Genomic DNA, 23,032 nt, shown 5'->3' on the forward strand with positions numbered 1-23,032 from the left:
TTTAATGGTTGACATTACCATAGATGGACAAACCCTGACCGCAAACGAAGGAGAAACACTGATTCAGGTGGCAAAAAGAAATGGGATAAAGATTCCCCATCTGTGCTACCATCCCGCTCTGAAGCCATCGGGAGCCTGCAAGCTGTGTGGTGTGGAAGTAACGTCTCACTCGGGAAAGGCCGTTGTCATGTTATCTTGTATTCTCAAGGTAAAACCGGGGCTTGAGGTCAAAACAGACACCCCCCTCGTTCAAAAGGCCCGAGCCAAGGCCTTTAACAAACTGCTTCAGATGGCACCGGACGCGGAAAGAATTCGAAGCATTGCCCGGGAATTTAATGTACCGGTCACGCCCCCCCCGGACGGTTGTATCCAATGCCGACTGTGCATTCGAGTATGCAATGACATTGTCAAGGCCAAAGCCCTTAAGATGATATCGGATGATTCCGGGAAAAGGGTGGTGGCCGACCCAACACGATGCATTGGTTGCGGTACCTGCGCCAACATCTGCCCCACCCATGTCATAACATCCACGGACAGGGAAACGGTGAGATCCATTGCCATAAAAGGAGAGGTATTTTGCCAACTTCCCCTGGAAAGATGTGAAGGGTGCGGCCGTCGGTATGCCACCACCCGATTTCTTCATCATGTGGAAGATGCCACGGTTTCTCACCCCCATGTAAAGGCGCATCACAACTACTGCCCCAACTGCGTTAAAATGCTGTCTGACAAGGCACTTACGGAACGGACTCACATGCCCAAAAGAATCAAATAACAGACGCAGATGGCCGCTAACGTCCCTGCTGTCACCATTTTTATATAACCCACATGGCTGTAACCACAGCCACAACTAAAAATGAAACTCCAATCATTGCAGTATATTGGTCCAAAGTTTCATACAAAACTGCCACGGGCAGACCGTATTGGGGATCTGGCCTGCCCACAACGAAAATTGAAAGTCCTTCCTGGTTTGCCGGGACTTTCTTATAAAAAACAAAAGGAGAAAAGTATGCAGAAAATCATTTCACGTTTCATCATTGTTTCCATGTTCGTGTTGTTTGCCGCGGCAAACGCATTCGCGGGCATTGAAGCATCGATTTCCGCCGCCACCTACAGTGCCGGAGACATGGTTCAGATCAGCGGTACCATTGAGCCAGGAACCGATCTTTATTTGAGCATCGCTGCCAAAAACAGATTTTCCCCCAAGGATACCACCGGGAAAACCGAGGTGAAAAAACTGGCCAAAGAAGCCAAAAAATTCGGCTTCACCACCGACACCAGTATTCCCATCTTATACTACATGCTCACCACCAATCCGGAAAAATTAGGAACCGTCATCGACAAAAAATTCGGTGGTCCGTCCTTTTTCACCCAGAAAGGAAAAAGGGGGCTTTACAGCACCACCATGTTCAAGCTCAAAAAATGGTCAGAGCTGGATGAATCCACCCAAAGCATGCTGGGCGGCATCGCCGATGAAGCCGAATGGCGATTCAACAAATATGCCCACGAAACCGATTATGGTATCAACACCATCACCAAAGAAAGCACCAAGGTGGGTAAGGTAACCATCTTTGCCAGAAGCGTCCTGTCCGATCATGCCGCGTCTGGAAATTACTGGGACAAGGGCACATCCATCCAGCTGGACAAGGCCACAGGAAAATTCACTGCCTCATTTAAGAGCTTCAGGCATACCCCCCCGGACACCGCCTTTGACGTATATGTCAACGGCCAAAATGCCGGCAGCTACACCTTGGCACCCAAGGGTTTCTGGCTCAACAAAGGTGGTCGGTACATGAATCCCTTATGGATCATCCTCGGCGCCATCTTGGTGGGCGCTTATTTTTCCATGATCGGTGCTGCAGGTGGACTTCTCATGGCTGCCTTTCAGGCCATGGTGGTTCAGACCGCAGGCCCGGTGGGTATAAATGCCGCCAACGTTCTTCGTCCTTCCAACATTGCACTTACCCTGTTTTCTCCCCTGGGCTCCTTTTACCGCTTTGCCGTTAAAGAACGCCGGGTGGCATGGCCCATCGGCCTGTCTTTTGGTGCCGGTATCTTCATCGGATCCGTGTGGCTGGGCAAATATGCCATTGCATACCTTCCCATGAGCAGTTACAAGGAATGGCTGGCAATTCTGGTGGTCCTCATGGGCATAAAAACCCTCCAGGAACTGACCCCAAAAGCCATGGAAAAACGCAAAAACATCAAGGCCATGGTTCAGAAATTCAATGCCGCCGTTGCCAAGGCCAAAAAAGAGGGCAGTGCCGCGGAAATGGGCACCATTGAACCCATTGAATCCAGCCTGACCAATTACCGCTTCAAATTCTGGGGTGAAGAGTTCAGAATCAATCCCCTGCTGTTTGCCATCCTGGGTCTAGGCATCGGTGTGGTGTCCAGAAGTTTCGGTATCGGCGGAGGCTTCCTCCTGGTTCCGGCCATGACAAGCCTAGGGGCGCTTCCCATGTACGTTGCCGTTCCCATTGCCCTTGTGGGTACCTGCTTCAGCAGTATCGGCTCCTTCATTGGATACCTGCTCAACGGTTATCTGCCGGATTTATGGCTGGCCATCAGCATCATCATCGGCGGATTTGCAGGTGGTATGCTGGGCAGCCGGCTCCAGACGCTTTTTTCTGAAATCCAGCTCAAATGGATACTAGCCATCACCCTGTTCTTCCTGTTCTTCAGATTTTTTAAAATTGAGATCTGGATCTGATCGTGTTCGCTTTTTTTCGTACATAACAGCGTTCTCCGGGGTCCAGACAAATTTAATTTTTAAGGCCCCGGCAGAACCCGAAACAACACCAAAGGTCCTTGTACGGTCAAGGACCTTTCAGCCAATAAACATCCGAGGAGTATTTCAACGCTTTCCCGGATGAAAAAACGGGAATTCAAGCCACAGACCTCGCTTCAACGGCCCGGATCATGGCCCCTTTTTCAATAGCCCCCAAAGGACTGTCAATGGACGAAGCACTGGACAACGTATGGTTCTGGATTGAAGCTGGCATCTTCAAAACAGCTGGATTGGTGGATGCTGCCATCTTTCCTTTGCATTTTCTGGGACCGGAGATAATTATTTTCCTTCTGGTACTGGTCTGCATTCTCTTTTCCCGTTTTTTTAAAAAGCACTTCAACACCCGGAGATACACCCGGCTAAAGGAAAATTTTGATCACTGGTATCTTCTGCGTCAGGAAGCCATGAACCATGAAGAAACACAGAAAGGACGTGCCATTGCGAAAAATATTGACCAGGCTGAACTCAACCGAGCTTATTACGACTTTTTTTTTGAATCCCTCTTAAAAAGTCTGATAACCACCTGGCTGCCCCTTTTGTGCACCCTTGCCTATGTGAATCACACCTTCACGCCCCAGATGCTTGATCTGTACTTTGGCAGACCGGCACTTTTCATGCCCAACGGACAAGCGCTGCTGCCCTGGAACATCCCCGCCATACTCTGGTTTTTCGTTTCTCTTCTCATTGTTTATGCCCTGTTTCCAACACTTACCTGGCTGCACCGTTGCCTTGCAAAAAAATCCAATCGATGATGTGGGGAAAAAGCATGAAAAGAGTGCGCTGCCCATGGCAGTTATTCATAAAAATTCAGTCCATGCCGATCCTGCCATGGATGATCTCGCTGTTGGTGGTATTGCTGCCCGACCCGGCCCATGCCACCCAGATGCACAGTGCATCGGAAGGCATTCTTGTGCATCAGCTGGGGCATCTGTTCTTTCTCATTTCCATGGGTATTCTTATTGTCACCATCCAGGGCAAGCAACTTCAACGGGAAAAGGGATGGCGATTGATCCAGTACAGTGCCCTTTTTTTCATCCTGTGGAATATGGATGCCATCGGAGTCCACCTCCTTGATAACCAGACATCTTTTATTTCCACCACCCTTTTATCCATGACCCATATTGAAATTAAGGCAGGCAATCACCATGAAGGACTGGCACAACTCTACTACCTGCTGCGACTGGATCACCTGTTGTGCCTGCCGGCAATGATGCTGCTTTACCGGGGAATTTCCCTCCTTGTAAAAAGGAAACACCTACCATGATCTTTCCATATATATCCATCCTGGCCATTGATGTCCTGGGCTCCCTTGGAATGATCCTGTTTGCGGTCCTCTCCCTTTTAAAAACCCATAAACTCAGAGCCCAGGAACCGGACAACGCCATCTTTCTCTATCTCATGTGGATCTGTTCTGGACTTACCCTTTTTGCCCTGTCCCGCTCCTTTGGTCATATTCTCAAACAGGTGTTGCTGCTGACATCCCAGGCCCATCTCTGGTCCGCCATTGCTCCTTACAGCGGTACCATCAATACGGTTTCCTTTATGCTTGTGGGGCTCATCACCCTTTTTTTCAACCAAAGCTGGAACATTAATGCCAAAATTCTTTCCGGCCGCAGGGCACTTGAAGAAACCCATGCTCAGCTGGTATCACTAAACCAGACCCTGGAACAAAAAGTAGTGGAACGCACCGAAATGCTCACCACTTCGGAACATAAATGCCGCCGTATCTTTGAGCAGTCCCTGGACACCATTCTGGTCACCGATGAAAACTGGCGCATCCGGGAAATCAACCCCGCCGGGGTGGCCATGACCGGATATAAAAAAGATACCCTGGTTATGGAAAACATGTCCATGGGCCGATTGTTTGCATCCCAAACGGAATGGCAACGTATCAGTCAACTCATAATGGAAAACGAATTTATCCTCAACGAAGAGACCTATTTCAAGGGCGCAAAGGGCAATGCCCTTTATGTCATCATCACCGGCGGCATTGATTATGGGGCCTTTGGATGTGCAAAGACCTTTCATTTCATCATCAAGAACATCAATGAAAAAAAGGAAATGGAAGAACAAATTGCCCAGGCAGACAAGCTGGCTGCCTTAGGGGAACTTTCCGCTGGGGTGGCCCATGAAATCAATAACCCCCTGGGCATTATTCTGGGCTATACCCAGCTGATGCTCAAGGCCGAGGCTGGCAGTGAAAAACCATCACAGCATCACGAAGATCTTAAAATCATTGAAAAACATGTCAAAAACTGTAAAAAAGTGGTGTCGGACATGCTGGCCTTTGCCCGGAAAGATTCCCTGGAGCGGGGTATCATCGACATTAACCGGGTGGTGAGCGATGTGGTGGGATTTGTCCACAACCACGCTGATTTCAGAAACAGTGACATTGTCCTTGATCTTTTTAAGGAGGGCCCCCTCAATGTCATGGGCAATGAGCAGGAATTCCGGCAGGTGGTTATCAATCTGCTCATCAATGCCTGCCATGCCGTGGACAAAAAAGGAAAAATATTTCTAAGCACCCAGAAAAACCGTTCAGACGAGGCGACAATTGTGATACAAGACAATGGCAAAGGCATCAGCCCGCATAATATCACCCGGATTTTTCATCCCTTTTTCACCACCAAACCCGTGGGACAGGGCACGGGCCTGGGGCTTTCGGTGAGTTATGGTATTATCAAAAAACATGGGGGGCGCATCCGGGTGCAAAGCGAAGAAAACAAAGGTGCAACCTTTAGCATCACCCTGCCTTCAGCTTTGGATAAAGGAGTATACTAATGTCTGACCACATCCTTGTTGTGGATGATGAAAAAGATATGACCCGCCTGCTAAAACGCACGCTGGAAATGGAGCTGAACTGCCGGGTCACCATGGCTTTTTCCGGGGAAACCGCGGTAACCATTCTTGCACGGGAGCCTTTTGATCTCATGCTATGCGATATTAAAATGCCGGGTATGGACGGGTTTGAACTCCTTCGGCATGCCAGCACCCATTACCCGGATCTCACGGTTCTTATGATCACCGCCTTTGGAAGCATTGATGTGGCTATCAAGGCCATTAAAAACGGAGCCTACGATTTTGTTTCCAAACCCTTTGAGCAGGATGAAATCCTGTTCCGGGTAAAAAAAGCCCTGGAACGGGGGCGGCTCATCAAAGAAAACCGGACACTGCACCGGGAAAAATCGGAAACCTTTGGAAAACTCATCGGCGAAAGCCCTGCCATGCAGGACGTTTATGGAAAAATTTCCATGGTGGCCCAGAGTGATGTCACGGTTCTTATCACCGGCGAATCCGGCACAGGCAAAGACCTTACAGCCCAGTCCATCCACGCCTTGAGCCCCAGGGGGAAAAAAAAATTTGTGGCAGTGAACTGCCCCACCATTCCTGAATCCATCCTGGAAAGTGAGCTGTTTGGATATAAAAAAGGGGCATTTACCAATGCGGCCATGGATAAAACAGGTCTTTTTCAGGAGGCCCACGGCGGCACCATTTTCCTGGATGAAATCGGTGACATAGGCCCCGGCATTCAGACCAAACTGCTTCGGGTACTCCAGGAAAAAGAAATCAAACCCCTGGGAGAAAATAAATCCAGAAAGGTGGATGTCCGCATCGTTGCATCCACCAATCGCAACATTGCCCAGAAAATAGAGCTGGGTGAATTCCGGGAAGACTTCTTCTACCGGCTCAGCGTGTTCACAATCACATTGCCCCCATTACGGGATCGCATCATCGATATCCCCCCCATTGCCCGTCATCTGGTGGCCAAACACTGCAAAAAACTCAATAAGCCTGAAAAAGAGATAGATCCAGCTTTGATGGACCTGTTACTGAAACAACAATGGCCAGGCAATGTCCGGGAGCTTGAAAATGTACTGATCCAGGGTATTTTACACAGTGACAATAGCACCATTTCCCCCGGGGACATGGTATTACCGGCCCAGAGACCAAAAATACAACCCCATCTGACTGATCCGGCGAACCTTTTTACCCTTCCGTACAAAGAGGCCAAAGAAGCCCTGCTCCATCAGTTTAACCACAACTATATTGGCAGTCTGCTTTCGCTTACCAGCGGGAATGTCACCCAGGCCGCCCGGCAATGCGGTCTGGAACGCCAGGCCCTGCAACAGATAATGAAACGATTTGACATCGTCGCAGACACCTACCGATGCATTTAAATATTCTTGAAATGACATGCTGTCACATTGCCCAGTGGCTGAAAACAAACCATGCCAAGGGAGACTTTCATGCCAGGGCACTAATCCGTGAAATCATCAAAAAGGGCAACCCGTCATTTTCCCTGGCGCAAGAATTTCAAGACTCCCCCCGACTAACAGCCCGACTGCTTGAACAGGTACTTTTCCCATCCATGGACATAGTCGAGCAACAGCAGGAAACCAACGGCACCCTGAAGTTTGTGACTCAACTTGCAGACGGCCTTGCCATTGAATCGGTTGTCATACCCATGAAGCACTACAACACGCTTTGTGTTTCCACCCAGGCAGGCTGTCGCATGGGATGTGTGTTCTGCGAAACGGCAAAACATGGCTTTTTCCGGAATCTTGCCGTGCATGAAATCACCGGTCAGCTTTTCACCGCCCGGTTCATCCTGGGAAAAAACATAAAAAACATTGTATTCATGGGGATGGGGGAACCCTTTGATAACCTGGAAGCCCTGTTCCAGGCCATCAGGGTATTCAACGAGCCCCGGGGATTTGACATTGCCCTCAGGCACATGACGGTTTCCACATGCGGTGTAATACCAGGCATTAAAGCCCTGGCCCGGCAGGACCTGCCCCAGCTGAACCTTGCAGTTTCCATCAACAGTGCTGATGATCACATCCGCTCAATGCTAATGCCCATCAACAGGCGCCATTCCCTGACAGATCTGAAAGAAGCCCTGATGGCACATCCCCTGATTTCCCGGCGGGTTATCTTTATTGAGTACATTCTCATCAAAGGCATCAATGACGCAAAAAAAGACGCCGAGCAACTTGTGGACTATCTCTCAGGCTTAATGGTGCGGGTTAATCTAATCGCCTACAATCCCGGCCCCTCCGCCACCAAAGCATCGAAAGATCCGAAAAAAAGTGGGGAAAAAAAAGAATTGTCTTTAAACTCCGTTGACGACGAGGCACTGCATCAATTTGCAGCAATTCTGGAGGCTGCTGGCCTGTTTGTGGTCAAACGGTGGGCCAAAGGGCGCAGCCTCCAGGCAGGATGTGGTCAACTTTCAGGCAAAAATAACAAGGATAAAAGAGATTGTCATCCTTCTTTACTTGACAGATAAATCCTCAAAGAGTCAGAACAGATTTTCTGAAGGGGGATAAAACAGGGAAATGCCAGCTCAGTAACCGACATGGCGATCGCCAATAAAGGGATCGCTTAAAGAATCGTTCAATTCAGTTTCAGGATAGGGGATGGTATCATGATGGGTTTCATACGCCTTTACCGATCCGCAACAGGGGCAAGTCTTCTGATGCCTCAAAAGTATTACACCACATGATTTACATACATTTTCCATAGTGAGAATCTCCTTTCTTAAAACAGTTTCACGACACATCACAGTAACAAAAAATTTATTGCAAGGCCTTGCCTTCAGAATTAAAACCAAGAAAAATTCCCCCAACTATCATGTTAAATTCCAAGGGGAGCACTCAGCCCTGAAATCAGGTATTTGGAGGAAAAAATGTGCCGCAATTATGAGCATATATTATATACGATGGGAAGAATTGTCAAGGTCGCTGCCCAATTTTTATGATGTGATCATAAAAATTGGGCAGGAAATGTGGTCGTCTCCGGCCGAAATAAATCATCAATGACAAAAATCGCAATCAGTTAATAAATTTCACCGTTTATGCAGGCGAAATCAATCTTGCTGATGATTCTGGGAAATGCTGTCAATGTACCACGACATGGGGTCCAGCAGGGAAAATCCCAGCGCCTTTATTTTCTTTTTCACCCGCATGACATTATTGGTTAAAAGATAAATAAACACCGCCCGCTGATTGGGATCCCAATGGCGATTGACCAGCACGCTGCCAAAGGAAATACCCTCTTCGGTGATGGTGTCCACAATCTTTTTCAACTGCCCCACCTTTTCTTCCATGAGCACGCACAAAAGGGTTCCGGGCTCATTGATTCCCAGCACATTGATAAATGAGCTGAGCAGATCCCTGACGGAAAGAACCCCCAGCAGTTTTCTATTCTCATCAATGACAGGAAATGCCCCCACCTTGTACTTCTGAATCAAAAGTAGCGCATCCTGGATGGTATCCATGGGAGAAATGCTTTTGGGGTTTACGCTCATGATATCTTTGACCTTCAAGTTGCTCAAATTCTCCTTTGTCTGGGTGTTTCCCGACTCCTTGAGCAGACTGTAGGGTATGGCACTTCTGATATCCCGGTCCGTTACAATGGCAATGAGTTTATTTTCAGCGTCCACAATGGGCAGATGGCGAATCTGTTTTTCTGCCATGAGTTGCTGTGCTTCCAACACGGAAGCATCCGCATCGATGGTGATCACTTTTCTTTTCATGTGATTGCTGACAAACATATTTTCCCTCCGGTTTTTTATAAATCAAGAAGAATCTTTATATGATTTCTGGCAAGCTCCGGCAATCGCTGCAGAGAATATCCCCCCTCCAGGATGGAGATTACCCGCCCGTTGCAATGGCGCTCCCCCAGATCCATGATGGTCTGCATGATCCATGAGAAACAAGGTGTGGTAACTTTAATATCAGACATTTCATCATCTATATGGGCATCAAATCCCGTGGACACCAGAATCACTTCGGGCTCAAATTGGTTCATGGCGGGCATAAGATCACCCTGGATCAACATGTAATAGGTATCATCTCCCTGCCCGGGAAGTACCAGGGAATTTTTGGTAAATCCATGCCCCCCCAGGGTCCCCACTTCAAAATCCCTTCCGGTGCCGGGGTAGGCAAAGGAGGGGTGTTCGTGGATGGAATAATAAAACACCGATGGATCCCGTTCAAAAATATGCTGGGTCCCATTGCCATGGTGTACATCAATGTCAATGATGGCAACTTTTTTTATACCCCATTTTTCCTGGAGATAGCGGGCGGCTATGGCAATATTATTAAAATAACAAAAGCCCATGGCCTTGTCCCGTTCCGCATGGTGACCCGGAGGACGAACGGCACAAAAGGCATTATCAATATCCCCCTCCATCATCAGATCAATGGTGTCCAGGATACCGCCCACTGCCAGAAAGGCAGACTCATAGGAATCCATGGAAATACAGTTGTCCGGGTCATCAAAGGTATTGTGACCGGAGAGGCAGATCTCTTCAAACCGCCGGATATAATCGGGATCATGGACTGCTTCAATCCAGTTTACGTCCGCCCGGGAGGCTGGTATCATGGTAAGATGCTCCAGCATCCCCTGGGCTTTAATACCCTCGTATACGGCCAGAAGTCGATCGGCAATCTCGGGATGATAGGGGCCTGTATCATGGAGCATATATCTGTTGTCATGCAAATAACCGGTTTTTTTCATATAAAAGTTTCCCCATCCGGACAAACCGGAATTCATTATTGTTTCAAATAATTTTTCTGCATTCCGAGGGATTTCCCAATGGGTGACCGGGCTGTACAGCTCCTGTCATTCCAAATGGATATGGAATGCAGTGACGGGGTAATCCCATGAACTTCATTCATTTTTTCTATCGTATTCCTTGAATACACTACTCTTCACATATTTTTATATTGTGTCAAGAGAATAATAAAAAAGAAAGTGAAAACAGCAGCCATCATCTCTGCGTTTGGCATTTTCTGGGGCAATTGTCCCATTCGCTGGCATATATTTTCCCAAGACCATAACGCGATGTTCAAGTTTTTGTTGGCCGGTTTTCCCAGAACTGCTCCGGCATGTTTTATCAATACCTTCGTCAATTTTTAAAATGAGCTTTGATCAGGAGCGCAAGAGTCAATGTGTTGTACATTTATGATTTTGAGAACGCATCATATAGCTGGCAACCTGATCAAGAATATAGTTGACGAAGCTATTGTTTATTGAGGGTTATTTTTTTATCGGGCAGCATGCTTTTGTCACGAATATGTGCTAGAAACGAAATGAATCATAACGTCAGCCACAAAAACACAAAGGTTCTTGTTGGATTCCGGAGTCTTTTTTTTGCGTATAACCATAAGACTCCTAAATCATTAAGTAATGTATTCAGCAAATCAACACAATAATGGCAGCAAATCTCTGGCACAACGAAGATTGAAACTCTCATAATTGCAGCTTTTTGTATGGCACTTCATATAAAAAAGGAGAACACATATGAACATAATCATAACAGGAGCATCTGGCTTTGTGGGCACTCGCCTCACCGAAACCTTGCTTGCCGGGGGGCATACCATGACAGGCATCGGCACATCCAGGACACATCCCCGGATCACCACAGACAAGCTTAAATGGATACCTGCCGACACCACCCGGCCCGGCCCATGGCAGGATGCAGTGCCGGATGCAGATGTCATCATTAATCTTACCGGCAAAAATATTTTCGGCTACTGGACAAAGAGGTATAAACTCCAAATTTATCACAGCCGGATTCTGACCACAAAGCACATTGTAGACGCACTACCCAAAAACAATCACTCTTTGTTGTTAAACACCTCGGCCATTGGATATTATGGAGACGGCGGGGAAGCACTGTTAACAGAGGACAGGGGACCGGGAAATGATTTTCTGGCATCGGTGTGCATAGATTGGGAAAAAGAATCCATAAAGGCAGAGGCAACCGGATGCCGAGTGGTCCGTATGCGCTTTGGGGTGGTGCTGGGCAAAAACGGAGGCGCCCTTGTCAAAATGCTTCCAGCCTTTAAATACTTTGCCGGGGGCCCCCTTGGCAGGGGACTGCACTGGTTTCCCTGGATTCACATGGATGACCTTGTGGGGGCCATCCTTTTTCTCATGGACACACCAAATCTTTCCGGTCCCTTTAATTTCTGTGCACCGGAGGCGGTGAGACAAAAAACCTTTGCAAAAACACTTGGCAACGTATTAAACCGACCCAGCATCATGCCGGCTCCGGCATTTATGATGAAACTATTATTGGGAGAAATGAGCCATGCCCTCATGAGCAGTCAAAAAGGCGTTCCCCAGGCACTGACCCAGGCGGGATTTCAATTTAAATTTCCCTGCCTTAAGCCGGCATTACAGGAAATTCTTACATGAACCCGTGGGAAGCGGTCATCACTTGGGCCCGGGCAATGGCTTCAGGACAATGACATCAGATGGGAACGAAGATTTTTTTTCCGATGGGAAAGGCCCAGTTTTTTCCGGATATTTTTTCGATGAAAGTGCACTGTGGCATCGGAAAGATACAAGATATCGGCAATCTCCTTACTGGGCTTTCCCTCTTTGACCAGGGTGGCCACCTGGAGCTCCTGGGGGGTTAAGAAAATCCCGGCATGGCTTAAGCGATTCATGAAAGGCGAAACAATCGCCATGAGCTGGGAATCGATAAGTTCCACAATTTTCCGATCTTCTGCCCTCAGGGGAGCGGCCTTCAAACGATCAAGATAGGGACGCACCATTTCCTTGACATTGCCCAGCACATTCTGTTCCAGATCCCTTTTATCTGCTTCTCGCTGTTCCAGCAGCACCTTCAAGGCAATGTTCTTTTCTTCCAGACGCTGTTTCTGCTTTTTCAGGTCTTCTTTACCAAGACGAAGGGCTTCCTCAGCCAGTTTCAAGCCGGTGATATCTTCATGACTCACCAGGAGTTTTAAATCCTCCTGCCCTGAGAGGCGCAGCACCCGAATCTGGAACCAGATACGCTCACCGGGGGTATGCACCTGATACGCCATGCAAAATTCCCCAATGGAGCCGTCGATCACCCCCTGGATGCCCTCAATGATCTCCAGGGTTTTCTGACGATTATGGCCCATGATATTGGCGCACACCTTCAGATAATTTTCCCCGGGCACATCATCACCGCAGGGATTTCCTCTTTTTTGGGCACTTTCATTCCAGGCCCGGTTGGTGGAAATAATGGTACCGTTCTCATCGAGAATTGCAAGATGGGCAGACAGAGAATCAAACACGCTGTTGTGCATGGTAAAATTGATATCCCAGATACTTGCTTTATCCATATTTACACTCCATCGGGTTCACTGCCCCCTGCAAAAGGACCTTAAATCGTTCCTGTCGATTTTCCAATTTTCCCACCAGAAGGAACATTTAAAGAAATTTCTTTGTATGTTCCACCCATTAGCAGGGACATCTGACAAGGCATCAAAATCTGAAAATTGACTACAGCCCAGATAACAGTTATAAACAGGATGCCGTGGAATGGCAAGCCCCAGGGGGCGGCATATTGCCATTTTCATCATTCCCTGTGGCCACCAGGACATGTGGGTACTATAAAAAATCAGCAATAACTATCAAATGAATACAATTCAGGAAGAATATCATGGACAAAATAATTGAAGAGGTAGAGCAGATAGGTGTTATCGGGGCCGGAAGCTGGGGCACAGCCCTTGCCAACCTTCTGGCCGTGAAAGGATATAAAGTGAATTTGTGGGCCTATGAAAAAGAAGTGGTGCAAGACATTGTCTCCCACCGGGAAAACAAAATGTTCCTCCCGGACATTGAGCTCTCACCGAACCTGCTGCCCTCCAATGACCTTGAAACGGTGGTAAAAAGCAACAAAATTCTGCTGGTGGTGGTACCTTCCCACACCATGCGGGACATGGGTATCCGCATGGCACCTTACATTGCCAGCGATACCGTCGTTATCACAGCATCCAAGGGCATTGAAGACGGAACATATCTGACCATGTACGGAGTGCTAAAAGAAGTGCTTCCATGCCTGAACCCGGACAATATTGTGGTATTATCAGGCCCAAGTTTTGCCCGGGAAGTGGCCCAGAAAGTTCCCACCGCAATCAGTGTGGGGGCAAAAAACAATGCCGTGGCCACCAGAATTCAGCATATTTTTGCCACAGATTATTTCAGAATTTATGTCAATGAGGATCCCATCGGGCTTGAACTTGGGGGAGCGGTGAAAAACGTCATTGCCATTGCCGCAGGTTTTGTGGACGGCATGGGGCTGGGACTGAACAGCCGGGCGGCGCTGATTACCCGGGGGCTTGCTGAAATCAGACGGTTGGGCATGCACATGGGGGCCAATCCCCACACCTTTTCCGGACTTTCCGGGGTGGGGGATCTCATCCTCACCTGCACCGGGGATTTAAGCCGAAATTACACCGTGGGCAAACAGCTGGGCCAGGGTATGAGCCTGGCGGACATCCAGAACAAACGACGCAGCGTGGCAGAAGGGGTAAGGAACACAAAATCCATATACCACCTGGCAAAAAAACTCAACATTGAACTGCCCATCATCAACGAAGTCTATCGGGCACTGTATGAAAACAGCACCCCGAAAAACGCCATCACCCGCTTAATGACACGGCCCCTGGGCCATGAAACCAGTGAAATTGACAGATATGAGTCAGAAGAAGGATCTGATCAGATCTGTTAATTACGAATACGGGTCCCGGTCACAACATCGACCACCCGAATAGTTGGGGTCAGGGGATTTTGATATTTCGTTTTTCAGGGTCTCTGTGTTCCCTGTAATATATGGCCACATGGCCTATGAGCCCGGCAAGATGAGAATCGGTGCGCCGGGCAATATCCTCGGCCAATGCGGTCTTTGTGTTTTTTTCTTTATAATCAACAAACTTTACCTTGATCAGTTCAGCAGCCTCCAGTCCCTCGTTGACTTCACTGACAAGGGCATCGGTGAGACCTTTTTGTCCCACAAATGCCGCAGGGTTCAAACCATGGGCAAGTCCCCTTAAATATTTCCGCTGTGATCCTTTTAACGCTTTCAATTTATATTTCCTTTTTTGTAAATATTCGGGTTGGTATTGTAAAGGATTGGCCAGTGCCCCATATTCGCCTATTGGCGACTGCATAGCATACATAAGGCTATGAGAGCATGCCCAAATGGATAAAAATGGGGTGTTGGCCGAAATATTTACCCTTTTTCATAACGGTAATGTCGGCTTACACAACAAATATTAAAAATGGCATTATGCTGCCCCCAATGGGTGAGCGGTCCGACCGTTGGGGGCGCTGCTATCGGTACTTTGAGGCAGTGGTTTCATATAAACATACATGGCAGTAACCACTAGCGCATGGTCAAGGCTAAAATTTAGGATACTGCATCTCCCGGAACAGTGTATCTCTGAGCTGTTCAGAATCAGTTATCCTAAAATTAAGATATGACGCTGTACTAGTAGGTCTTGGGCTTTGAAAATCCCAGGCCCAGAACATTAAAGGTATTTTCCGTGATCATGAAGGCATTGGGATCAATCAGAAGCACCGCCTCTTCAAGGCGCTTGAGCTGATAATTATGGACCACCGTTAAAATAACTTTTTTCTCTCTGCCGGAGTACGCACCGGAGCCATTGAGGAAGGTTGCTCCCCTGTTCAATTTTTGCTTGATGGTATCGGCAATCTCGTTGTGAAAGTCTGAAATAATAACTATCATCTTTCGCTGGTTGAACATAGTCAACACGTAGTCCAGCACCTGTGAGGAGACATAGCTCAATGCAATGGAATACAACACAAGGTCTGTATCCAGCATGGTGAAACTGAAGGCAAACAGCACCATGTTAAAGGCAAACAGAAAGTTACCAATGCCGATGCCATACTTCTGATTTAGCATGATACTGACAATATCAAGCCCCCCCATGGAGCCCAGTGAATGTAGCCCCATACCCCCGCCAATCCCCATAATCGTTCCCCCGGCCAGAATGGCCAAAAATGGATCTTTTATGGCGATTTCAAAGGAGATAAATTCCAGTGAAAGGGAAAAGGCGATCATGCCGTAAAGACTGTAAAAGAAAAACCGTCGACTGATCTTCACCCATCCGACAAGGAACAGGGGGATATTGATAAGCAGATACCAGATACCGGTGGAAAACAAATTGGTAACATAGTAAAACAGCAGGCACAGCCCGGACAACCCCCCTGTGACAAACCCGTGGGGAATAATGATGGAATTAAAGCCAATGGCAGCAATAATGGAGCCTGTTGTTAGAAGAAACAGGTTCCATAATACGGATGACAGCAATTGTTTTTTTTCAATGGTCATGGGATGATTTCCAGTTAATAGCCCAAAACAGGCATGGCAGTATATGAAAAAACCTTTCCCGAAAACATGGGATGTTTCCAGATAAGAACCGCAGCGTTTACACCCATTGCACCCCAGAGTCAAGCCTTTTTAATGCCGACTTCAACATATCCGGGGCAGCTGCTCTCCTGCCAGCATATCCACCATGCGGGTTCCGCCGATGCTTGTTTCCAGAAACACCCGGCCAGGATCTTCCTTTGTCACCTCTCCGATTATGGCAGCATCCCTGCCAAAGACATTGTGCCTCATGGCAGAGAGCACAGCATCGCTGTCCTCCGGTGCAACAATGGCAAGAAGTTTTCCTTCATTGGCAATATACAGGGGATCAAACCCCAAAAGTTCACACATACTGCGGACCGCGTCTTTCACAGGAATGTCCTTATCTTTCATGCGAATCCCCACCCCGGACTGCCCGGCAATTTCGTTTAAGGTGGTACCAAGCCCCCCCCGGGTGGGGTCCCGGAGCACATGTACCCCGGAGGCAACGGCCAGAATCTGTCTGACCATATGGTTCAAGGGGGCACTGTCACTCTGAATAGCGGCATCAAACCCCAGGCCCTCCCTGGCGCTTAATACAGTTATGCCATGATCGGCAATGGTGCCGCTTATAATAACGTGATCTCCAGGGCGGGCGTTACTGCCTGACACGTGCACCCCGTGATAAAGAAGACCGCACCCGGAGGTATTGATAAAAATTTTATCCACCTTGCCCCGGGGAACCACCTTGGTATCCCCAGTGACCACCTGAACGCCGGCATTTCTGGCAGCCAGAGCCATGGATTCAAGGATTTCTGATAACAATGCTGCGGAAAAGCCCTCTTCCAGGATCAGCCCCACACTGACATACCTGGGGTCCGCCCCACACATGGCTACATCATTCACCGTGCCGTTTATGGCCAGATCTCCAATATTTCCACCGGGAAAAAAAATGGGATCCACCACATAGGAATCCGTGGAAAATGCCATTTTTATGCCATTGAAATCAAAGACAGCACCATCGTCCAGACGGCCCAGAATCGGATTATCAAAGGCGGGAAGAATCATGTTGGAAATCATGTCATGGGAAATCTTGCCCCCGCTGCCATGGTCCAGTAATACCTTCTCATTGCACATAGTTCATGTATCCTTTTTCGGATGTTGTATTGATAAGTGCTGGGGTGAAACCTTTTTCCCATACTTCATATATTTATCTGCTCAACTTTCGATGCGAACTGATTGGTGAAGGCTCATGCAGTACAGCCTTTCTATTAGGGGGAATTCCCATTTTCCCGGCTTGATCACAATATGGTGTATGTGTCATAGTTGGCAAAGCCAACGGGGGTCAGGCTTGTGTTATTGTGATTTTGTCAAGAGGCTGTGTTTAAAGGCAATTTCAAACAAAAGCGCCAATAGCGCACGCCTGACATCTCCCTGATTAAGCGTCGAACCGGAAAAATGGGAATGCACCCTGCCATTAACTGTACCTGTAAAATGCCGCACATACCCCTTCGCTGGAAACCATGCAGGGCCCCACAGGATGCATGGGGGTACATCGTTTCTTATAAAGCCTGCATTGCTCAGGGCTTTTTAGTCCCATTAATATTTCTCCACAGGCGCACCCGGCGGGCTCCGGGGTATCCTGGATATCTATATCAAATTTTTCCAGGGCATCAAACCGAGAAAAAGCAGATTTCAGCACCTGCCCGCTTGCCGGAATCAGGCCAATCCCCCGCCACACGGCATCTGCGGTTTCAAACACCTGGGCCATCATGGACAACGCCTTGGGATTACCCTTGTCTGACACTGCCCTGGGATAGGCATTTTCCAGGGCCGGCACCCCGGAATCATTCTGTTTTACCAGCATGAGAATGGCCTTTAAAATATCCACTGGTTCAAACCCTGCAATCACCGAGGGAATTTGATATTGATCAAAGACCGGTTCATAGGCATGGGTACCAGTGATAACAGAAACATGGCCGGGAAGAAGGAAGCCATCAATGTCCACTCCGGGGTTTTCCATGAGGGCACCAAGGGCCGGGGGGGTGAGTTTATGTGCGCAATGAATGAAAAAATTGGTGAGTCCCTGGTGTTTTGCCGCCAAAATGGAGGCCGCCACCGTGGGGGTGGTGGTTTCAAATCCCACCGCACAGAATACCACCTGGCTGTGGGGATTTTCCGCTGCCAGTTTCACCGCATCAAAGGCAGAATAAACCACGCGGATATCCCGGCCCATGGCCTTTTGCTGCAGCAGCGATGAATGGGTACCTGGCACCCTCATGAGATCGCCAAATGTAGTTAGAATCACCCCTTTTTCCATGGAAAGCGCTACAAAGGTATCAATATCCTTCTGGGATGTTACGCAGACAGGGCACCCCGGTCCGGACAAAAGGGTTATGTTATCGGGTAATACACTTGGGATACCATGGCGGAAGATGGCCATGGTATGGGTACCGCACACCTCCATAAGGCGCACTTTTTTTCCATGGATACGCCCGATGGCATCAATAAGCTGCCGGGCAAGATCACCATCTCTATATTCCTGAACATATTTCAGTGCCATATAAATTTCTCCGTTGGTCCGCCAATTGAGAAAAGGGCCCATGCTGTGACCAAACCCCATGGTTTCCATTGAGGGGTATTGGGCAATTCACAGGACTCATGACTGACGAGTAATTTATGTTTACCTGGCAACACTGCCTGCAATCACCGCCTGGCCCAGACTGATGCCACCATCACCTGCAGGCACTCTTGTATGGGTATAAACCCTCAAACCATGATGTTCAAGGCGTTTTAAAAGCCCAGACACAATAATGCCGTTATTAAAAACCCCGCCGGTGAGAACCACCTTATCAATACCTGTTTCATCACTCACCCCCAGGGCCACATGGGTAAATCCCCGTACAATGGTTTCATGGAATCGGGTGCCGATCTCCCCCGGAGCCAGACCTTTTTGCACATCTTCAACCATTTCCATCATGGCAGGCCTGGTGTCCATCTCCACCAGGGTATTACCTTCTTCGTCATGGATTTCCTTGAAATCCATGGCATAGGCTCTCTGTTCATTTCGCTGACTCACCGCCTGGAGATCCATGGCCGCCTGGCCTTCAAAGGTCATATTGTCTCGGATACCGCAAAGGCTTGCCACGGCATCAAAGAGCCTACCACAGCTGGATGTCAGGGGTGAGTTAATCTTCCTTTTCATCATTGTAGCCACAAATCGGAGGCGATCTTGTCCCACCCGGTGTATCAAGGGAAGGTCCAGATCCACAAAATCATCCCCCCACACCTGCCACAGATGAGCAGCTGCCATGCGCCAAGGTTCCCGCACGGCGGCATCCCCCCCGGGCATGGGTGTATATTTAAGATGGGCACAACGTTTAAAATCCGTCAGGGTACAGGTTAAAACCTCCCCGCCCCATATGGACCCATCTGTGCCAAGGCCCGTACCGTCAAGGGTGATGGCAATCACAGGGTCCAGCACATGATTTTCCGCCATGCAGGAAACCGCATGGGCATGGTGGTGCTGAACCGCCACTTTGGTCACGTCCTCTTGTGCCAGTGCCCAAGTGGTACTAAGATATCCCGAATGGAGATCGTGGGCAATTATACCCGGGCGGATATCCAGAATTTTCTTTAGATGATCCACGGTGGAGCGGTAAAATTCAAATACCTTTTCGTTGTCAAGATCTCCGATATGCTGGCTTAAAAAGGCTTTGTCTTCCCGGGTGAGGCATACGGTGCTCTTTACCCCCCCCCCGCAGGCAAGGACCTGGGGAAGGGGATTCTTCAAAAATACCGGCAGAGGGGCATACCCTCGGGAACGCCTTAAAAAACGGGGAATTTTCTCCTGTACCTGCAAAATAGAATCATCGGCCCGGAAATAGATATCCCTGTTGTGAAAAAGAAAATAATCAGCCATGTGAGAAAAATCGGTAAAAGCCTTGTCATTGTCAATGGAAAGGGGCTCCCCGCTGGGGTTGCCACTGGTCATCACAAGCACCGGGGGACCTTGTTCCAGCAACAGATAATGAAGGGGGGTATAGGGTAGCATGATGCCAAGCAGGGGATTGCCCGGAGCAATGGCATCACTCAGAAAATCCTGATCGTCCAGTTTTCCAAGGACCTGGGTGCCGGTCAATGACTTGGAATCCTTTTCCCGGGCAAAAAACCGTTTTCTTAAAAGTACAATGGGACGGTGGCGGGACATTAAAAGGGTTTCTTCCTCGGGGCTTATATGCACATGCCGGGCGGCATATGAGAGGGTCCGGGCCATGAGGGCAAAGGGTTTATCCGGTCTTTTCTTGGCCGTTCTCAGGCGGGTCACCGCATCATGGCAGCTGGCATCCACGGCCAGATGAAATCCCCCCAGGCCCTTGACGGCAACAATGTGTCCTTTTTTTAACATCAACGCCGCTTTTTTCAGGGCATCCCCGGGGTCATTGTCCACGCAATTTTTCCGGGCATCCACCAGAAATACCCTGGGGCCGCACACCGGGCAGGCATTGGGCTGGGCATGGAACCGCCTGTCCAGGGGATCATCGTACTCCTTTTGACAATCTGGACAAAGGGAAAACCCTGCCATGGCGGTCTTGGCACGATCATAGGGGATATCCTTAATGATGGTGTACCGGGGACCGCAATGGGTACAGTTGATAAAAGGATAGGCAAATCGTCGGTTAGCAGAATCATGCATTTCTGCCAGACAATGGGTACAGACGGATACATCCGCAGAGATAAGTGCCCGGCGCTGGCCTGCCCCACTGCTCATGCAGATGGTAAAATCATCAAATCCCTGCACCGGCGACAGCCTCGATTGCAAGGCAGTGATACTGGAAAGGGGGGGAGCTTTTTCGGAGATGTCCCGGCTGAAGGCAGCTATTTTTTCTTCCGGCCCCTCCACCAGCAGGCGAACCCCCTGGCCGGTATTGGACACCTGGCCATTCAAGCCATAATAACGCGCCAGCTGATACACAAACGGGCGAAACCCCACCCCCTGTACCACACCGGTGATATCAATATGCCTGGCTGAAATCCTGGTATTGATGTCCATGCCGGAACGTCAAGCCATTTTATCATAAAAATCATCTGCCGCATCCAGCATGTTGCGCATATCCACAAGGGCCTGCTGTGCAATGTCTTCATCCACTTTGCTTATGGCAAAACCGGCATGAATAATGACATAATCCCCGATATTGACATCCTCAAGGAGCATGAGACTGGCCTCCCGCCGAACGCCATCCACATCCACTGTTGCCAGCAAATCTTTTATTTCAACAATTTTTGCAGGAACTGCAAGGCACATATTTTCATCCATCTCCAAGTAGCCGAAGTGAGAATCAGGCCCATTATCAGGGCAATCAAGGTACCTGCATGATAAAGGACATACACCCAACCATACTACAGTTGCAGACCACATGAGTCAACAATGAAGTGCCGGTGACATGGCACAGGTCGCCATCATCATTTCTGGTGCAATGGGATCATGCCTGAATTGCTGGTACTTTTTACACTTTTTCATTGACAGACAGCGCAACATGTACTAAAAGATTCTGATGTAACAATAATACACTAATATTGTGTTGTATAAGGGAAAAAATGATTATCATTGATACCCATCTTTGTCTTGCCTACGTAAAACACATGGGCCCCCTCCATGCAGAAGAATTCATTGATATGGTCGTCAATATTGCCTCTCATCATCGCTACGTTCCCGGAATTCGTGTTTTAATTGATTACCAGGGGGTTGATTTCAGCAGCATCGACCCACAGGATATCAAAAAAGCCAGTGAGTATCTTATGCTTCAGCGCCAAAATCTTTACCACCGCGCAGCCATTGTGTTAAACCCTTCCGATGGATTAATGGCAAAGAAACTGTGGCAAACCAATGCCAGCCCCCTTGCCCACGAGCAAAGGGCCTTTCACTCAATTTTCCAGGGGGAATCATGGCTTTTCAACGATGCCCCTAAAACGTCAAGGGAAAAATATCAGCAGGTAAAGCAACATTTTAAAAAAATAAAAAAAGAATGTTTCCACCATCTGCTGTCTCGGGAGGGCATCATTTTGCAATCCACAGTGACAAACCCCTTGGACGGAGTTCTCCTCCCGGGAAGAAATGTAGCAGACTTCCTTCACAGAACCTATCTATATCCCTTCATGTGCATGCTTAAAATGGTTTTAAAGACCCAGAAACACGCCTGGATCAATGTGCGCATACAACAACACGATTATGCAAATCACATCAGCCCTGTGGATAATCACAGGGCAATGATTACAGAATATGCAATTTCAGACATGGGACGATATGAAGTGGAACGACTGAAATGGCATGAGAGCGGCAAGCAAAACAGGCGTTTTCCTGAGCCAGATCACCAGGGTCTTACATTCCCCTGCACCCTGGAGGTTTAACGGGGGGAAATCTCCGGAAGGGGTCTTAGTTTTTTATTTTTATCAAGGCACACCAGATGAATTTCTCCCGTAACGGCGGGCTTTTCCCCACCGGGCCGCCACACTTCCTGGTGCCAGATGACCCGGTAAAGACTTTCTTTATCCCAGCGGGTTCGGATATCCAGGCAGTCACCGAATATGGCACCTTCATGGAAGCATAGATCTGCCCGGTAAACGGCAAACCCCACGCCCTCTTCATGCCATAGCCGGGACAATTCCCCGATACCGATGACATCCTCCCTGGCCCTTTCTAAATATTTAAGATAATTGGCATGATACACCACGCCTGAGTGATCGGTGTCCTCGTAATAAACCTGAACGCCGAAATGATGAACCGCTGATGACATAGGCTTCCCCTCAAATGCTGCTTTTTGACAATAACACCTCTGAAACAGGCCTGTCTGAATCAAAAATTTTTTGCCCTGACATTCCCATGTCAGGTCCCACAATATGCCGTAATTCTTTTTCAAAACCAACAGGGCAATCAACGCAAATAATCTGGCCTGGTCATAACAGTGACCTGTGCCCCACGTTGCGATCAAGCCCAAAGAACCTAACATGTCGACACTGGAATGTAAATAATGACAGCATGGAGTTTTTCTGCTATAACCGCCCCTGCTTTAATGGATGGGGCTTGG

General features: G+C 48.5%; 20 protein-coding genes. 10 read left to right on the forward strand and 10 right to left on the reverse strand.

The window, feature by feature from the left end; genetic code table 11:
* Positions 1–4: 4 nt before the first annotated feature.
* The 7 genes from ACYQ2M_RS06125 (at position 5) to rlmN (ending at position 8,078) form a co-directional block, all read left to right on the forward strand.
* Positions 5–772, forward strand: coding sequence for a 2Fe-2S iron-sulfur cluster-binding protein (locus ACYQ2M_RS06125; RefSeq protein ID WP_459915441.1), 768 nt, complete (start codon positions 5–7; stop codon positions 770–772).
* Between the two features lie 234 nt (positions 773–1,006).
* Complete coding sequence (locus tag ACYQ2M_RS06130) at positions 1,007–2,710, forward strand: sulfite exporter TauE/SafE family protein (RefSeq protein WP_459915442.1); 1,704 nt, start codon at positions 1,007–1,009, stop codon at positions 2,708–2,710.
* A 245-nt stretch (positions 2,711–2,955) separates the two neighbouring features.
* Positions 2,956–3,540 (forward strand): hypothetical protein, encoded by a 585-nt coding sequence (locus tag ACYQ2M_RS06135; protein WP_459915443.1) that lies wholly within the window; start codon positions 2,956–2,958, stop codon positions 3,538–3,540.
* A 14-nt stretch (positions 3,541–3,554) separates the two neighbouring features.
* Positions 3,555–4,052 (forward strand): hypothetical protein, encoded by a 498-nt coding sequence (locus ACYQ2M_RS06140; RefSeq protein WP_459915444.1) that lies wholly within the window; start codon positions 3,555–3,557, stop codon positions 4,050–4,052.
* A complete protein-coding gene (locus tag ACYQ2M_RS06145; RefSeq protein ID WP_459915445.1) occupies positions 4,049–5,569 on the forward strand; it encodes a sensor histidine kinase in 1,521 nt (506 codons plus the stop codon). The genes ACYQ2M_RS06140 and ACYQ2M_RS06145 overlap by 4 nt, the downstream gene beginning before the upstream one ends.
* Entirely contained in the window at positions 5,569–6,966 is a 1,398-nt protein-coding gene (locus ACYQ2M_RS06150; RefSeq protein WP_459915446.1) for a sigma-54-dependent transcriptional regulator, read from the forward strand. The genes ACYQ2M_RS06145 and ACYQ2M_RS06150 overlap by 1 nt, the downstream gene beginning before the upstream one ends.
* A complete protein-coding gene (gene rlmN, locus ACYQ2M_RS06155; RefSeq protein WP_459915447.1) occupies positions 6,957–8,078 on the forward strand; it encodes a 23S rRNA (adenine(2503)-C(2))-methyltransferase RlmN in 1,122 nt (373 codons plus the stop codon). Before ACYQ2M_RS06150 ends, rlmN begins: the two co-directional genes overlap by 10 nt.
* Before the next feature lie 579 nt (positions 8,079–8,657).
* Here rlmN and ACYQ2M_RS06160 read toward each other — a convergent pair.
* Both ACYQ2M_RS06160 and ACYQ2M_RS06165 read right to left on the reverse strand, forming a co-directional pair.
* Positions 8,658–9,344, reverse strand: coding sequence for a CBS and ACT domain-containing protein (locus ACYQ2M_RS06160; RefSeq protein WP_459915448.1), 687 nt, complete (start codon positions 9,342–9,344; stop codon positions 8,658–8,660).
* Between the two features lie 17 nt (positions 9,345–9,361).
* Positions 9,362–10,312, reverse strand: coding sequence for a histone deacetylase family protein (locus ACYQ2M_RS06165; protein ID WP_459915449.1), 951 nt, complete (start codon positions 10,310–10,312; stop codon positions 9,362–9,364).
* A 786-nt stretch (positions 10,313–11,098) separates the two neighbouring features.
* On the opposite strand from ACYQ2M_RS06165, the gene ACYQ2M_RS06170 reads away from it, so the two are divergent.
* Positions 11,099–11,998, forward strand: a complete 900-nt coding sequence (locus ACYQ2M_RS06170; RefSeq protein ID WP_459915450.1) for a TIGR01777 family oxidoreductase — start codon at positions 11,099–11,101, stop codon at positions 11,996–11,998.
* Positions 11,999–12,039: 41 nt separating this feature from the next.
* Here the strand turns inward: ACYQ2M_RS06170 and ACYQ2M_RS06175 are convergent, their stop codons facing one another.
* Entirely contained in the window at positions 12,040–12,918 is an 879-nt protein-coding gene (locus ACYQ2M_RS06175) for a LuxR C-terminal-related transcriptional regulator (protein ID WP_459915451.1), read from the reverse strand.
* Between the two features lie 320 nt (positions 12,919–13,238).
* Between ACYQ2M_RS06175 and ACYQ2M_RS06180 the strand changes: the two genes are divergently transcribed.
* Positions 13,239–14,309, forward strand: a complete 1,071-nt coding sequence (locus ACYQ2M_RS06180; protein ID WP_459915452.1) for an NAD(P)H-dependent glycerol-3-phosphate dehydrogenase — start codon at positions 13,239–13,241, stop codon at positions 14,307–14,309.
* 49 nt (positions 14,310–14,358) lie between these two features.
* Here the strand turns inward: ACYQ2M_RS06180 and ACYQ2M_RS06185 are convergent, their stop codons facing one another.
* The 6 genes from ACYQ2M_RS06185 to ACYQ2M_RS06210 form a co-directional block, all read right to left on the reverse strand.
* Complete coding sequence (locus ACYQ2M_RS06185) at positions 14,359–14,664, reverse strand: YhbY family RNA-binding protein (RefSeq protein WP_459915453.1); 306 nt, start codon at positions 14,662–14,664, stop codon at positions 14,359–14,361.
* A 404-nt stretch (positions 14,665–15,068) separates the two neighbouring features.
* Positions 15,069–15,932, reverse strand: coding sequence for a YitT family protein (locus tag ACYQ2M_RS06190; protein WP_459915454.1), 864 nt, complete (start codon positions 15,930–15,932; stop codon positions 15,069–15,071).
* Between the two features lie 141 nt (positions 15,933–16,073).
* Positions 16,074–17,084: a hydrogenase expression/formation protein HypE gene (hypE, locus tag ACYQ2M_RS06195; RefSeq protein WP_459915455.1), complete on the reverse strand. Its 1,011-nt coding sequence runs from the start codon at positions 17,082–17,084 to the stop codon at positions 16,074–16,076.
* A gap of 340 nt (positions 17,085–17,424) precedes the next feature.
* Positions 17,425–18,510 carry a hydrogenase formation protein HypD gene (hypD, locus tag ACYQ2M_RS06200; RefSeq protein ID WP_459915456.1) on the reverse strand — a complete coding sequence of 362 codons (1,086 nt, stop codon included), beginning with the start codon at positions 18,508–18,510 and terminating at the stop codon, positions 17,425–17,427.
* A 120-nt stretch (positions 18,511–18,630) separates the two neighbouring features.
* The gene (hypF, locus tag ACYQ2M_RS06205; protein ID WP_459915457.1) at positions 18,631–21,000 is read right to left on the reverse strand and encodes a carbamoyltransferase HypF; all 2,370 of its coding nucleotides are present in this window, start codon (positions 20,998–21,000) and stop codon (positions 18,631–18,633) included.
* 9 nt (positions 21,001–21,009) lie between these two features.
* A complete protein-coding gene (locus ACYQ2M_RS06210; protein ID WP_459915458.1) occupies positions 21,010–21,252 on the reverse strand; it encodes a HypC/HybG/HupF family hydrogenase formation chaperone in 243 nt (80 codons plus the stop codon).
* A 293-nt stretch (positions 21,253–21,545) separates the two neighbouring features.
* Here ACYQ2M_RS06210 and ACYQ2M_RS06215 point away from each other — a divergent pair, with 293 nt between their 5' ends.
* Positions 21,546–22,355, forward strand: a complete 810-nt coding sequence (locus ACYQ2M_RS06215; RefSeq protein ID WP_459915459.1) for a hypothetical protein — start codon at positions 21,546–21,548, stop codon at positions 22,353–22,355.
* Here the strand turns inward: ACYQ2M_RS06215 and ACYQ2M_RS06220 are convergent.
* Positions 22,352–22,741 (reverse strand): YbgC/FadM family acyl-CoA thioesterase, encoded by a 390-nt coding sequence (locus tag ACYQ2M_RS06220; RefSeq protein WP_459915460.1) that lies wholly within the window; start codon positions 22,739–22,741, stop codon positions 22,352–22,354. The two genes, ACYQ2M_RS06215 and ACYQ2M_RS06220, sit on opposite strands and share 4 nt — an antisense overlap.
* Positions 22,742–23,032 lie beyond the last annotated feature (291 nt).

It is taken from the genome of Desulfocicer niacini (assembly GCF_054657595.1).